Source organism: Lacrimispora xylanisolvens (genome assembly GCF_002934545.1).
GTDB lineage: Bacteria > Bacillota > Clostridia > Lachnospirales > Lachnospiraceae > Lacrimispora > Lacrimispora xylanisolvens.
Map to the genome: position 1 here is coordinate 301,526 of NZ_PTJA01000001.1, position 13,436 is coordinate 314,961.

General features: G+C 41.8%; 11 protein-coding genes. 6 read left to right on the forward strand and 5 right to left on the reverse strand.

What is annotated here, in order from left to right; translation table 11 throughout:
- Positions 1-139: 139 nt before the first annotated feature.
- The 4 genes from BXY41_RS01485 to BXY41_RS01500 all read right to left on the reverse strand — a co-directional run bounded on the left by BXY41_RS01485 (position 140) and on the right by BXY41_RS01500 (position 5,040).
- Positions 140-1,036, reverse strand: a complete 897-nt coding sequence (locus BXY41_RS01485) for a class I SAM-dependent methyltransferase (RefSeq protein WP_104433834.1) — start codon at positions 1,034-1,036, stop codon at positions 140-142.
- Entirely contained in the window at positions 1,033-1,647 is a 615-nt protein-coding gene (locus tag BXY41_RS01490) for a TetR/AcrR family transcriptional regulator (protein ID WP_104433836.1), read from the reverse strand. Before BXY41_RS01490 ends, BXY41_RS01485 begins: the two co-directional genes overlap by 4 nt.
- Before the next feature lie 100 nt (positions 1,648-1,747).
- On the reverse strand, positions 1,748-3,289 hold the full coding sequence (locus tag BXY41_RS01495; RefSeq protein WP_104433838.1) for a response regulator transcription factor: 1,542 nt from the start codon (positions 3,287-3,289) through the stop codon (positions 1,748-1,750).
- A complete protein-coding gene (locus BXY41_RS01500) occupies positions 3,283-5,040 on the reverse strand; it encodes a sensor histidine kinase (RefSeq protein ID WP_104433840.1) in 1,758 nt (585 codons plus the stop codon). The genes BXY41_RS01495 and BXY41_RS01500 overlap by 7 nt, the downstream gene beginning before the upstream one ends.
- A gap of 214 nt (positions 5,041-5,254) precedes the next feature.
- Between BXY41_RS01500 and BXY41_RS01505 the strand changes: the two genes are divergently transcribed.
- From BXY41_RS01505 to BXY41_RS01520, 4 genes are all read left to right on the forward strand, one after another.
- Positions 5,255-6,625, forward strand: a complete 1,371-nt coding sequence (locus tag BXY41_RS01505) for an ABC transporter substrate-binding protein (RefSeq protein ID WP_104433842.1) — start codon at positions 5,255-5,257, stop codon at positions 6,623-6,625.
- 79 nt (positions 6,626-6,704) lie between these two features.
- Entirely contained in the window at positions 6,705-7,616 is a 912-nt protein-coding gene (locus BXY41_RS01510; protein ID WP_104433844.1) for a carbohydrate ABC transporter permease, read from the forward strand.
- Positions 7,617-7,621: 5 nt separating this feature from the next.
- A complete protein-coding gene (locus tag BXY41_RS01515; RefSeq protein ID WP_104433846.1) occupies positions 7,622-8,467 on the forward strand; it encodes a carbohydrate ABC transporter permease in 846 nt (281 codons plus the stop codon).
- A gap of 147 nt (positions 8,468-8,614) precedes the next feature.
- Complete coding sequence (locus tag BXY41_RS01520; RefSeq protein ID WP_242980009.1) at positions 8,615-9,934, forward strand: glycoside hydrolase family 28 protein; 1,320 nt, start codon at positions 8,615-8,617, stop codon at positions 9,932-9,934.
- Here the strand turns inward: BXY41_RS01520 and BXY41_RS01525 are convergent.
- Positions 9,931-10,710 (reverse strand): DeoR/GlpR family DNA-binding transcription regulator, encoded by a 780-nt coding sequence (locus BXY41_RS01525; protein ID WP_104433848.1) that lies wholly within the window; start codon positions 10,708-10,710, stop codon positions 9,931-9,933. The two genes, BXY41_RS01520 and BXY41_RS01525, sit on opposite strands and share 4 nt — an antisense overlap.
- A gap of 225 nt (positions 10,711-10,935) precedes the next feature.
- Between BXY41_RS01525 and BXY41_RS01530 the strand changes: the two genes are divergently transcribed.
- Together BXY41_RS01530 and BXY41_RS01535 are read left to right on the forward strand one after the other, a co-directional pair.
- Positions 10,936-11,787, forward strand: coding sequence for a class II fructose-bisphosphate aldolase (locus BXY41_RS01530; RefSeq protein WP_104433850.1), 852 nt, complete (start codon positions 10,936-10,938; stop codon positions 11,785-11,787).
- A gap of 43 nt (positions 11,788-11,830) precedes the next feature.
- Entirely contained in the window at positions 11,831-13,342 is a 1,512-nt protein-coding gene (locus BXY41_RS01535) for a CoA-acylating methylmalonate-semialdehyde dehydrogenase (RefSeq protein WP_104433857.1), read from the forward strand.
- Positions 13,343-13,436: the final 94 nt, after the last annotated feature.

The following is a 13,436-nucleotide window of genomic DNA, read 5'->3' on the forward strand; positions in this document are numbered from 1 at the left end:
ATCAGGATATAGCTATAGCTGTTTAAAAGGAAGGTACTGAAATATGGCAGTACCTTCCTAATGTCGTATTACAAACAATAAAACACCCTGTTATACAAAGGGGAAGTATAAATCTTATAGTTATATAAGAAATCTCCATCTATAACTTGTGAATAACAGTTTTATAAGAGCCTGTATCTATTGGTGATTGGCTGACAAGGTATTTATTGTCTGGCAGCAAATTTTCAAAGTAAGTGATAGACGGGGCATAAATCCAAGTTCCTCCTGTTACAAGTGACTTCAATATTTTCATGTAAACCTTTGCATAGGAAATATCCAAACCATCCTTTTGGGAAAAATGATGGAGAAAGTGACTGCTAAAAGAAAGGTTGGAAATAATCGTTCCCCATCTTTGATTTCCATATTCAAATTCAAGCCAATTACCGTTAAAAAAATAGCCTTTGTCTATCTGTAAGCGATCTATTCCAAAAGCTTCCAACCCTTGTTCTCTTAAATAATTGACTAAATAACCGTGTTCTCCACAACCTATATCCAATATAGGTTCTTTTAAATGCTGCCTGTCTATACCTAGTAACTCCATTTGAAAAGCTGACGAATATTCAGCTGATGTGAAATGTTTCGCATATCTGTCTGGGTTACGGTTGATTTGGTAAATGCCTGGATTTGTTTTTCTTATAAACCAACATATTCGTTCATAATGACGTTTTTCCACTTCTTCAATCTGAAATTTAGAAACATCACGTAACATCAACAGATAGATTTGTGGAATTATCAACTTATCTTCAGCGTTAAAGTTAATATAAGGATCTGTTCTGTAAAATGTCCAAATGAATCTGTTTATAATATTCTGTAATAGAACATCCACATCTTCATTGGTAAATTTATCTGATTTCTGTTCATTTAGCAGCTGAAGTGCCTTTCTCGTATTTACATTAAAATGAATTTGACTTTCTACCGTGCAAAACAAGTTTTTAAACAAGCTTTGCTGAAACTGCTGATCTACAACATCAACCAATTCTGCCACGCTGACCTTCATGCCTTTATATCACACTCCTCTTTTAAATAAAGCGTAAAAAAAGTCACCGAGGTTTCCGCAATATGCTGCTTAAGCAATTCTTTGTCATGTATGATTCCTCTGCCATTTATATAACTTGATACTTCACCAACAATATAGCAATGCACATCATGTAATACACGGCGTATTGATTTTCGATCAAGCTCATTGGAATAAATGCCAATCCAGATATTTCTCAACAATTCAACCATTTCCGATACAGTTTTCTCTGTGACGATCTTATCTTTATCCGGTCGCACAACGTCAATGTAATCCAGCCACGCAAGACGAAACCAGCCTTTATTATCCAGATAAAATTCTGACAGAAAATAATAAAACTGATAAAGCTTAGCCTTAGGATCTTGTATGCGTTCAAGGATCAAGTTCATTTGTTGAATAAACTTTATCCCAATTTCTATATGGGCTTCCCAAAGCAAATCATTAAAAGAGGGGTAATAATTATATAAATTTGTGTGAGCGCAGCCAAGAACACGAGCAATTTCCCGAAGATTTATTTCCCGAATATTGCTTTTGTCCTTTAACAATTCAAGTGCTGTTTCAATTATTTGTTCTTTTGATATACTTTTTTTCATATGGATCGCCTTTCTGATTACCAGTGGTAATTACCGCTGGTAATCAGAGTTTAAATCTATTTTACATAAATGTCAATCTCTTTTCTAAAGTGAAGAAATATCAATTGGGAGGATATAATTCCCCTCCATTCATCTGTTTCACGTAAGCACTAGGCGACATACCTGTATTCTTCTTAAAGATCTGGCTGAAATACTGGGGGTTGTTTCCGCAGCCCACCTTTTCTGCAATCCATTGAATCTGTTCTGCGTGCCCCTCAGCCAGAAGCTTCTTTGCTTTCTGGATTCGCTGAGTAGTCAGGTAATTGGAAAATTTCTGCCGGGTTTCTTTCATAAAACGGGCACTGACGTAATCCACATTCATAAATAAGTAATTGTCAGCAATCCATTTCAGTGTCAGACTTGGATTGTCTAAATTGTTTTCCACATACTGTATGACTTTTTCAATGAACGGACTGTAGGACCGGGTGGTTTCCAAAGAGTCCTCCAGTATCCTGTTTATTTTCTCCATCAGCATATTGCGTATGATCTCCGGATCCGTCTGCTGGTTTAAGGTCATTAAATATTCGGTGGCTACGATAGAAGAGCCATAGCGGTTTCCAGCTGTTAATTTAATAATAATGCGGGAGCCTGCCTGCTTTAAAAAATCAGGATTGCTGATATCGTGAAGCGTGTCCTTTAGTTCTTTTAGGCCCATCTGCTGTTCTGCCATATCTGCTTCCATCAAAAGAGTGGTCAGTTGTTCCAGTTTCTCAATCAGATTTTTGTAATTGCAGATTGGTACTGGTCTTAACCCATTCATAAAATAAATCATACCATACCGTCTGATCTTCGCGGTTAATGCCTCGATCAGCTGAATCAGATTTGAATAGCTGTTTCTGTGATAATCCAGTGTAACAGACTGATTGTTTCGTGCCAGCCGTATCATAAAATCATCCAGAAGTTCATAGGAAACCTGGTGGCTTTCGAAAAACAAAATCAGGGTATTTTTAACGTAAATACTGTATACAGCAATGCCTGGTGCACTTTCGGTCATGTAGTCATAAATCTGCTGGAGGGCTGTTTCCAGGAGGGGTTCCTCCAGATAATGAAGGTAGCACAGCTCGTAACCGGTGTAGCAGAAGTCCATAAAGCCGGAATAGACTTCCCAGGCGGGACTGGAACCATCCTCCATAAAAATTCCTTCGTTAATAATATTTGCCAGCACACTGTAATGAAGGTGGCAGGTCAGCGCTTTCTGCCTGTCCTGCAGATCTTTAAAGGCACGCCTGTGATAATATTCCTTAATCACATCTTTCATGCTTTCAATAATCTGCTCTTCATTGCTGGGCTTTAGCAGGTAATGGTGTACCCGGTATTTCATGGCCTGTTTGGCATATTCAAATTCTCCGAACCCGGAAAGAATAATAAACTGAATATCCATGTCTGTCTGTGAAATCCGCTCAACCAGTTCAAGACCGGAAATCCCCGGCATACGGATATCGGTCAGAACAATATCAGGGGATTCATCAAGTATCATGTTATAGGCCTCGATGCCATCGCTGCAGCTTCCGATCAGCTCAATTCCCAGACTGTTCCAGTTAATTAAACTGGAAATGGATTCCCGTATCATACGTTCGTCATCTGCAATCATTAATTTCAGCAATTTCCATTCTCCTTTCGGACAAGAGGAAAGGCAAGCCTTGCCACTGCCTGTTCATTTTCATTATAAAGGGTGAGACCGTATTCCTCTCCATAGGTCAGCTGCATCCGCTGCAGGATGTTAAGCAGACCGATTCCAAAGCCATGGGGACTGATTTGATTGGTCTTCAGCTTTTCTAACAGCTGATCCTCAAAAGCAGATCCGTTATTTTTTATGTAAACATAAAGGACATCCAGAGACCGTTCTGCCAATATGTGAATAAAACAGCCCTCTGTATTCTCTTCCAGGCCGTATCGTATGGAGTTTTCCACCAATGGCTGCAGGGTGAGTTTTAACACGTAGCAGGAGTAAAGATCTTCGGGAACTGTAATTTTATATTCCAGCCGGTCTTCATAACGAAATTTCTGAATGGTCATATAGCACTGCACCAGCTCCAGTTCTCTCCTTAAAGGAACTTCCTTGCTTTTCTGATCCAGAGTAATTCTTAAAAGTGTGCCCAGATTTTCGGCCATGGAAGAGATATCCTTAGCTCCCACCGATTTGGCTCTCCAGTTGATGGATTCCAGTGTGTTGTAAAGGAAGTGGGGGTTCATCTGGGTTTCCAGGGCTTTTAGCTGTGCTTCTTTTCTTAAAATTTCGTTTAAGTAGCCATTCTGAATCAGTATATTTACCTCATTTACCATCTGGTCAAACTGGGTATGAAGGATACCCAGTTCATCGGTCCGCCCTGTATAATCATAGGGAATGTTAAGGGGCTCTTTCTGCCCGTCAGCAAAGTTTTTCATTTTTAACAGCAGGTTATTAAAGTGCCGGATTATGGAGTCAATCAGTGCGGAAGAAAGAATACTGGATATAATTACTGCAATGACGGTAATAAAAAAAGAAAACCGAAAACTTGTGGTAAGAGAAGCCAGGATATTATCATAAGGAATGATGCAGACATAATCCCAGTTATAATTGGAAAGAGCCTGCCTTACATAGAAATAGTTCCTGCCCATGGACTGAAACAGACCGTAACGGGATTGAAAGATCTTTGAGACCACCGAAGGATCTTTGTCAGTGACAGCTGAAGACTGATAGATTAAATTCTCCCCATCATACAGAATATAATCGGCAGATTCGTAGAGATGGCTGTTATCCGTGGAGGAATCAATCAGCTGTTTCATATCAATGTTTATGATCAGACTGCCGATGGAATCCAGCTTTAAAAACTGGGTGCGGCGGATGTTCTTAACCATAAAAAGTCCGTACTGGTTGCTGTAATCCGTTACCAGAATGGTCTTTCCCTTTGCCGCTTCAGCCCGTGAAATTAAGTCCTTACGTATGGAATCGGGAAGTTTTTCTTTATTGATAATGTGGGTGTGAATGGAAAAATTGCCCTGGTACAGGCTCATGTAGCGGATGTTATTTTTCCTGAAGTTAAAATAGTATTCATTTAACATACCATAGATCGCCTTATAGGCCACAGTGCGTTCCTGGATCTTCTCTGTATCCTTTAGAATTCCCAGATTTTTCTGCATGGTACTGTCTGCAAGCACCATATCCGCCATGGTGCTGATCACGTCCAGATGGTTATTCAGTTCCTTGGCGGAAAAAGACAAAGAGGAAGCAACTGTCTGATAAAGAACCTTCTGGTGAGCCACAGAGATCATGCGGATATTAAATACAGAAACGGTAGTAAGGAGCAGGATACATAGAAATACAATGGACTGAATCTTCTTTTTTAACGTAAGATTCCGGATAAATGCTTTCATACGTCCTCCTTAACGGGACAGCCCTGGTCTGATAAACAGATTATATATAAAACGTGACAATAATACAACACAAAACCGTTAAAAATATACAAATTATACAAAAAAACTCGGTTTTTTCCACTTTCAACTCGGTTTTCCACATTTACTGCTTATTCTCAGAAACGTATAATAAAGCTACCTAAGATGAGTAATTAATTTTAAGGAGGAAGGTATTATGAAGAAAAAAATTGCATTACTGATGTCATGCTGTATGGCGGCAGCTACTCTGGCAGGATGCGGAGGAAGTTCTGCAAGTGCTACCACAGCTGCAGCCCAGGCACCTGCAACCACACAGGCAACCACGGCAGCTCCTTCTAAGGAAGCCTCCGGTGGAAGCGGAGATGTAAAACTTACTATGAGCTGGTGGGGGAACCAGGTCAGAAATGAGAGAACACAGGCAGCTTTAGACCTTTATTCCGAGCAGAATAAAGGAGTAACCATTGAAGGACAGTTTTCCGAGTGGTCTGATTACTGGAACAAGCTTGCTACATCGGCAGCAGGCCAGTCACTTCCTGATCTTGTTCAGATGGATTACATGTACATAGATCAGTATGTAAAGAACAACCTGTTAGTTGATTTAAAGCCTTATATTGAAAAGGGAACCCTGGATGTATCCAATATTTCGGAAAACACCATGGCTTCCGGTACCGTGGACGGAGGAGTTTATGCAATCTGCGCAGGTATTAACTCTCCTGCCATGATGTATAACAAGACGTTACTTGATAAGAACGGTATTACAATTAAGGACTATATGACCATTGACGACTTCGAGGCAGTATGCCGTCAGGTTTATGAAAAAACGGGATATAAGACGTCAATTGTTTACGGCACAGCCCAGACTTATCTGGACTATTTTATGAGAGCATACGATGTGGTTTTATTCGGTGATAAGAAGATGGGCGGAACAGCAGAGAGCTACATTCCGTTCTTCCAGATGTATGAGACCGGCTTAAAAGAGGGATGGCTCATCGATCCGGGTGTATTTGCAGAAATCTCCATTGGTTCTGTGGAGCAGGATCCACTTGTAAACGGTTCCAGTCCGGAAACCATGTCCTGGTGTGCATTTGCAAACTCCAACCAGCTGACAGCAGTTCAGAACGCTGCTCCGGAAGGTGTGACCATTGGCATGACTACCTGGCCCTCTCCTGATCCCAAGAAGTCCGGCTACTTAAAATCCAGCCAGTTCTTCTCCATCGGAGCTCATACCAAGAATCCGGATGAAGCAGTGAAAGTGTTAAATTATCTGATTAATTCAAGCGATGCAAATAATATTCTTTTAGGCGAAAGAGGCGTTCCTGCATCCAGCAAGATTGCGCAGGAGCTTTCACCCAAGATGGATGCCATCAACCAGGAGATCATCCGCTATATCAACGAAGTTGTAACACCTAACAGTTCACCGATCAATCCTCCCCAGCCAGATGGAGCAAGTGAGGTATTTAATCTGTTAAATCAGGTTCAGGAGCAGCTTTGCTATGGTACATTTGATTCAAAAGCAGCTGCTGAGGAATTCTATAACAGTGCCAATAAGATCATGAGCCAGAAATAATTACCGGTAATATTCGGGGCAGAGAACGCTCTGCCCCGTTTTCAATCAGAGCAGTGATATGTGAACGGAGGGGACGTATATGAAAGAAAAAAAGAGGGAAAGCTTCAGACATTTTATGAACAGGGAAAGTACGGCAGGATTCGTATTCAGCCTTCCGTTTAGCATAGGATTTCTCATGTTCATGGTAGTTCCCATGGGGCTGTCCCTTTATTATTCTTTTTGCGACTACAATATTCTGGCACCGCCAGTCTTTGTAGGAATGAAAAATTACATAAAGATGTTTACGGATGATCCGGTGTTTTTAAAGACCATCGGAGTCACCTTTTATTTTGCATTTGTATCGGTTCCCATGCGTCTGGTATTTGCCCTGATTGTAGCACTTATTCTGTTTAGGACTACAAAAGCTACGGCATTCTACCGGGCGGCCTACTATCTTCCGTCTATTATCGGTGGTTCGGTGGCGGTGGCGATTCTGTGGAAGCGTATATTTGCAACTGACGGAGTGGTAAATCAGCTGCTTCGGATTATTGGAATAAAAACCAGTTTCCCATGGCTTGGAAATGTAAATACAGCCATCTGGACCCTGATTATACTGGCTGTCTGGCAGTTTGGTTCTTCCATGCTGATCTTCCTATCGTCGCTAAAACAGATTCCGGTTACGCTTTATGAAGCCGCGAGAGTGGACGGAGCAAACCGTTTTTCCCAGTTTTTTAAGATCACACTTCCTCTTCTGACACCCACCATATTTTTTAATCTGGTGATGCAGACCATCAATGGATTTTTGGCATTTACTCAGTGCTTTATTATTACACAGGGGAAACCCCTGAATTCCACTTTGTTTTACACCGTTTATATGTACCAGCAATCCTTTGAGTTTTACAATACCGGTTACGGTGCCGCACTGGCATGGGTCATGCTGGGGATTATCGGTCTGATTACATTAATCTTATTTGCTACTAAAAAATTCTGGGTCTATACGGAAGGAGTGTAATATTCATGAAAACAAGGAAAAGAATGGGCGGGATCGTCTATCACGTCATTGTCTGCGGCCTTGGTCTGATCATGATTTACCCTCTTGTCTGGATGATCATGAGTTCGTTTAAGGAGAGCAATACTATTTTTATCACAGCAGGTCAGCTGATACCTAAGAAGTTTGTGTTTGCTAATTATGCAACCGGCTGGAGGGGATTTGCAAAAACAGGATTTGCTGTATTTTTAAGAAATTCCATGTTTATTGCTGTTGTTGCAACCCTTGGTACGGTATTTTCCTCTGCTTTTGTGGCATATGGACTGGCCAGATGCAGATTTTTCGGAAGAAAGTTCCTGTTCGTAGCCATGCTTCTTTCCATGATGCTGCCGGCGCAGGTATTAATGATTCCCCAGTATTTATGGTATCAGAAGCTGGGTTGGGTAGGAAGTTACAGACCTCTGATTGTCCCCTATTATTTTGCAATTCAGGGCTTCTTTATCTACCTGATGATTAACTTTATTGACGGAATTCCCAGGGAACTTGATGAAGCCGCTAAGATTGACGGCTGCTCCTACTACGGTATATTTGCAAGAATTATACTGCCCTTAATTACACCGGCTTTAATTACTTCAAGTATTTTCTCATTCATGTGGAGATGGGATGATTTCCTTTCCGCCCTCTTATACATTAATGAATCTGCAAAGTATCCGGTCAGTCTTGCATTAAAATTGTTCTGTGATCCAGGTTCCTCCTCTGATTACGGAGCCATGTTTGCAATGGCAACACTCTCCATTTTGCCTGCAGTTATTATCTTTATCAGCCTGCAGAAGTATCTGGTGGAAGGAATCAGCACATCTGGATTAAAAGGTTAAAATATGGCAGAGGCAGTACAAAAAACAGCTTTTTTGTGCGCCTCTGTTATTTTTTTCGGTTTAGACCTTTCATTTGTCAGTCTAAATTGATATAATTGGGCAGTTTAGTAGTACAATCTGGTTAAGGCACAGGAAATGGAGGAAATTATGATTTACAATGTATTGGAATTCGGAGCAAAAGGCGATGGGAAAACAAATGACGCTGCAGCAATTCAGAAAGCAATTGACAAATGCACCGGCGCAGGCGGCGGCCGTGTACTCCTTCCCGGCGGATATATCTATAACAGCGGTTCTATTCTTCTTAAATCAAATGTAGAGTTTCATTTAGAGATGGGAGCAGTATTAAAGGCCAGCGATGATTTAAATGATTATTATCCTCTGGCCAACGGCGGAAAGATCGTGGCTCATGAATCCGGTCTTCCATCTTTTTTAAACAGTGAATATAATGGCAGACCATTTCATGCATTTATATACGGTTATGACCAGGAGAATGTGGCAATTACCGGATTTGGTACCATAGATGCCAATGAGGCCATATTTTACGGGGATAATTCCGGTTATCACATTGAAGGAACTTATTATCCCAGAATTCCCCTGATGCTGTTAGAAAAATTTAACCATCTCACCATCCGTGACGTGAAGCTGGTAAACTGCGCATTCTGGACCGTTCATCTGGTGGGATGCAACGATGTATTAATTGAGGGAATCCGCCTTCTTAATAACTTACAGATGGCTAATTCCGACGGCATTGATCCGGATCACTGTACCAATGTACGGATTATCGGCTGCCACATTGAATGCGGCGACGATGCAATTGTATTAAAAAATTCAGGCGACTATAAACAGTACGGTCCCTGTGAGAATATTGTAATCTCAAACTGTACCTTAATCTCCACCAGTGCTGCGATCAAGTTCGGAACGGAAGGGGAAAGTGATTTTAGAAATGTTCTCGTAGAAAACTGCACCATCAGTAAAAGCAACCGTGGTATCTCCATACAGATCAGAGACGGAGGAAATGTAGAGAATGTGGTATTCTCCAATATCACCATTGAAACACGCCGCTTCTCCCATGAGTGGTGGGGAAGGGCAGAACCGATCTGCATTACAGCCCATGACAGAAAGCCGGGTGTAAAGGCCGGAAAAATCAAAAATGTGCGGTTTGAGAATATCAGCTGCAAGGGTGAAAATGGAATCTTTATCCGGGGAAGTGAAGATAACTATATTGAAGACGTGAGTTTTGAAAACATCCACCTCACTCTGGAGAAAAACTCCCGTTGGGAGATTGAGGGATATGATATCCGCCCCTGCCAGGGAGATGGACTGATTCGTACTAAAATATCGGGAATTTACGCGGAGTATGCCAGGGATATCCGGTTTGAGCATGTAAAGATCCAGGTGGCGGAAAGTATGAGACCGTTCTACAAGCAGGATGTTACCTTAAGTCACTCCCAGGAAATCACGATTTAATCTTCATAAGAAGCAACGGAAATGGCGCAGTTTTGCTCTTTGCAATAGGAGCAGAATGCGTCTTCCGGCATCTTTTCCGTTAAAATATAATCAAACTGATTCATATCTCCATAGGTCATAAGAGATGCCCGGCCAAACTTGGAAGAATCCGCCAGAAGATAATGCTTCTGGCTTTTTTTTAATGCTGCTTTTTTTATGTTGTACTCATCCGTTGATGCATTACAGATTCCTGATTCCACGGAAATACCGGTACATGCCATAAATGCACGCACAATATTATAATCCTCTAAATATTCCACACAGGAGCTGCCGGTCAGAGAAGCCGTATCCCTTTTTAACGTGCCTGGGAGCACGATTAAGTCAATATTGGGATAATTCATGGATTTGTTAATGACCTGAACGCTGTTTGTTATGACAGTGACTGTATTTAAATGAGTAAGAAAGTCTACAATATTCATGGTAGTGGTTCCGCTGTCAATGAATATGATATCTCTGTCCCGCACAAAGGAAGCGGCAAGAGATGCAATTCTCTGTTTGCTTAAAAAATTGCGGCTGGCTCTGTCCTGAAATGTGACGAGATCTGGGATTGGAGGGATATTTTCTGAGGCAATCACACCTCCATAAACCTTTTCCACAGTTCCTCTACCCACAAGCACCTCCAGATCCCGGCGCAGCGTGTTTTTGGAAATCTGAAATAATTCGCACAGGGTATCGATGGATGCGGATTTGTGCTCCAGTATATATTGCTCTAATTGTTCAATTCGGGAAATTCTCATAGCTTGTACTCCTTATATGGCGGTTCCATTGTTCTGCTGTTATTGACCTATTATATCAGACACAAGCAAAAATATCAAGAAATCACCAATAGATCACCAAATTAAGAAAAAAATTTTTCTGTAGATCTTGACCGTTCTCGATTAAGGTGTTAGAATATAACCAACACATTACAAAAACAAAATCAAAACATACTCATAAAGGGAGGAAGAGAGAGGAAACAGGACATGGGATTAGTAAAAATGAAAGATTTGCTAAATCAGGCATCAGAGCAAAATCGGGCGGTGGGAGCATTCAGTGTTGGTAATTTAGAGATGATAAAAGGTGCCATAAAGGCAGCTGAAGAAATGAACACTCCCATTATCTTACAGATTGCAGAAGTCCGTCTGCCACATTCCCCGCTGTCACTCATGGGGCCTATGATGGTAGAAGCTGCAAGGAACGCAAAGGTAGAGGTTGCAGTTCATTTGGATCACGGCAAGACCATTGGTGTGCTGAGACAGGCTCTGGAATATGGATTTACCTCAGTCATGATGGACGGCTCTACACTTCCCTTTGAAGAGAACATTAACAAAACCTTAGAAGCAGCCCGTCTGGCAAAAGAATATGGGGCCACCGTGGAAGCGGAACTTGGTCTTGTAGGCGGTAGTGAAGATGGGAGCACAGATGATGGAATCCGCTGCACCAATCCGGAAGATGCGAAAGTATTTTGCGAGAGGACAGGTGTGGACGCGTTGGCAGTAGCCATCGGCAATGCCCACGGCAACTATCCGGTTGCACCCAGACTGGCATTTGATGTTTTAAAGGCAATTGATGAAAAGACAGATGTTCCCCTGGTACTGCACGGCGGAACCGGTATTACTCCGGAAGACTTCAGAAAAGCGGTTGGACTAGGAATCCGAAAGATCAACATTGCAACAGCCAGCTTTGACAGTCTCACCAGAGAAGCTGAAAAGTATTTGAAATCAGAAGGCAGACATGATTACTTTGGATTGAATGAAGCCATGGTCCAGGGAGTATATGAGAATGTGAAACAGCATATCAGGATCTTTAACTGCGTAGAGCCGCTATCATATTAACTATTAAATATATAAAACAGCTAAGAAAGGAAAGGATAGAAAGATGGGAGAAGTAAAAACATTAAAGTATTTTGTAAACGGTCAGTGGAAGGAATCTAAAACAACGAAGTATACAGATGCCTTTGACCCAAGCACTGGTGAAGTGATTGCGAAAGTACCATGCTGTACTCCGGATGAAGTGGAAGAGGCTGTAGCAGCAGCGAAAGCAGCATTTCCATCCTGGTCAGCAACTCCGGTTATTAAAAGAGTTCAGATTCTTTATAAGCTGAGAGATTTACTGATCGAGCATATGGATGAACTGACCATGCTGGTAGCGAAAGAAAACGGTAAAAACTGGGAAGAAGCTCAGGGTGATGTGCTGAAAGCAAAAGAAGGAACTGAGCAGGCCATCAGCGCTCCGTCACTGATGATGGGAGAAAGTTTAATGGACGCTTCCAGCGGATTTGACACAGTATTATACCGTATGCCTCTGGGTGTATTTGCAGGTATCGTACCATTTAACTTCCCGGCGATGATTCCAATGGGCTGGATGACTCCTATGTGTATCGCCTGCGGTAACACCATCGTATTAAAAGCAGCTTCCTTTACTCCTCAGTCCAGCATGCGTATTGCTGAGCTGTACAAAGAAGCAGGACTTCCGGACGGCGTAATTAATATCGTTACCTGCTCCAGAAACGAAGCAGAGATTCTTCTTACACACGATGATGTTAAGGGAATTACCTTCGTAGGTTCCACATCGGTTGGAAAGCACATTTATTCCACAGCTGCAGCAACAGGAAAGAGAGTTCAGGCTCTTTGCGAAGCCAAGAACCATGCTCTTGTATTAAAAGATGCTCCTGTTAAACGTGTGGCAGCAGGTATCATTAACTCCACATTTGGCTGTGCTGGTGAAAGATGTATGGCTCTTCCGGTAGTCGTTGTTCAGGAAGAAATTGCGGATGCACTTGTAGCAGAAATCGTAGCACAGGCTAAAAAGTTAAAAGTGGGACCAGCTTATGACAAAACCACAAATCTTGGACCGGTTATCAATCAGGCACACAAAGATTCCGTTGTAAAATGGATTGAGACAGGAATCGCAGAGGGTGCCAAGGTGGTACTGGACGGCCGTGATGTGGTAGTAGAAGGATTTGAAAACGGATTCTACTTAGGGCCAACAATTCTTGATCATGTTACTCCTGAAATGAGCGTAGGCGAAAGAGAGATCTTCGGACCGGTACTTTGCATTAAGAGAGTAAAGACCTTCGAGGAAGGACTTGCAGTTATGAATGCCAATCCATTTGCCAACGGATCTGTTATCTTTACACAGAACGGTCGCTATGCAAGAGAGTTTGCAAGACATACAGACGGCGGTATGATTGGTATCAACGTAGGAATTCCGGTACCGGTTGGCATGTTCCCATTCAACGGCAATAAGCTGTCATTTATCGGAGACCTTCACTGCTTAGGAAAAGATGGTTTCAGATTCTATACAGAGAATAAAGTAGTTACCACCAGATGGTTCGACGAAGAAACCGGAGAGTCCACAGCTGTTAATACCTGGGATGGAACAATCTAAAAGTTGTTTTTATTGAAAAAATAGCACGCATACACTTGCGTGCTATTTTTATGTGTGATATGATTGGTGAAGTGAATTGCTTAAAGGAGAGAAC

What these genes read in the sequence shown, in the direction of transcription:
- BXY41_RS01535 (WP_104433857.1), top strand. Translation starts at nt 11,831, where the DNA reads ATGGGAGAAGTAAAAACATTAAAGTATTTTGTAAACGGTCAGTGGAAG.
- BXY41_RS01515 (WP_104433846.1), top strand. Translation starts at nt 7,622, where the DNA reads ATGAAAACAAGGAAAAGAATGGGCGGGATCGTCTATCACGTCATTGTC.
- BXY41_RS01525 (WP_104433848.1), bottom strand. Translation starts at nt 10,710, where the DNA reads ATGAGAATTTCCCGAATTGAACAATTAGAGCAATATATACTGGAGCAC.
- BXY41_RS01510 (WP_104433844.1), top strand. Translation starts at nt 6,705, where the DNA reads ATGAAAGAAAAAAAGAGGGAAAGCTTCAGACATTTTATGAACAGGGAA.
- BXY41_RS01520 (WP_242980009.1), top strand. Translation starts at nt 8,615, where the DNA reads ATGATTTACAATGTATTGGAATTCGGAGCAAAAGGCGATGGGAAAACA.
- BXY41_RS01530 (WP_104433850.1), top strand. Translation starts at nt 10,936, where the DNA reads ATGGGATTAGTAAAAATGAAAGATTTGCTAAATCAGGCATCAGAGCAA.
- BXY41_RS01490 (WP_104433836.1), bottom strand. Translation starts at nt 1,647, where the DNA reads ATGAAAAAAAGTATATCAAAAGAACAAATAATTGAAACAGCACTTGAA.
- BXY41_RS01485 (WP_104433834.1), bottom strand. Translation starts at nt 1,036, where the DNA reads ATGAAGGTCAGCGTGGCAGAATTGGTTGATGTTGTAGATCAGCAGTTT.
- BXY41_RS01500 (WP_104433840.1), bottom strand. Translation starts at nt 5,040, where the DNA reads ATGAAAGCATTTATCCGGAATCTTACGTTAAAAAAGAAGATTCAGTCC.
- BXY41_RS01505 (WP_104433842.1), top strand. Translation starts at nt 5,255, where the DNA reads ATGAAGAAAAAAATTGCATTACTGATGTCATGCTGTATGGCGGCAGCT.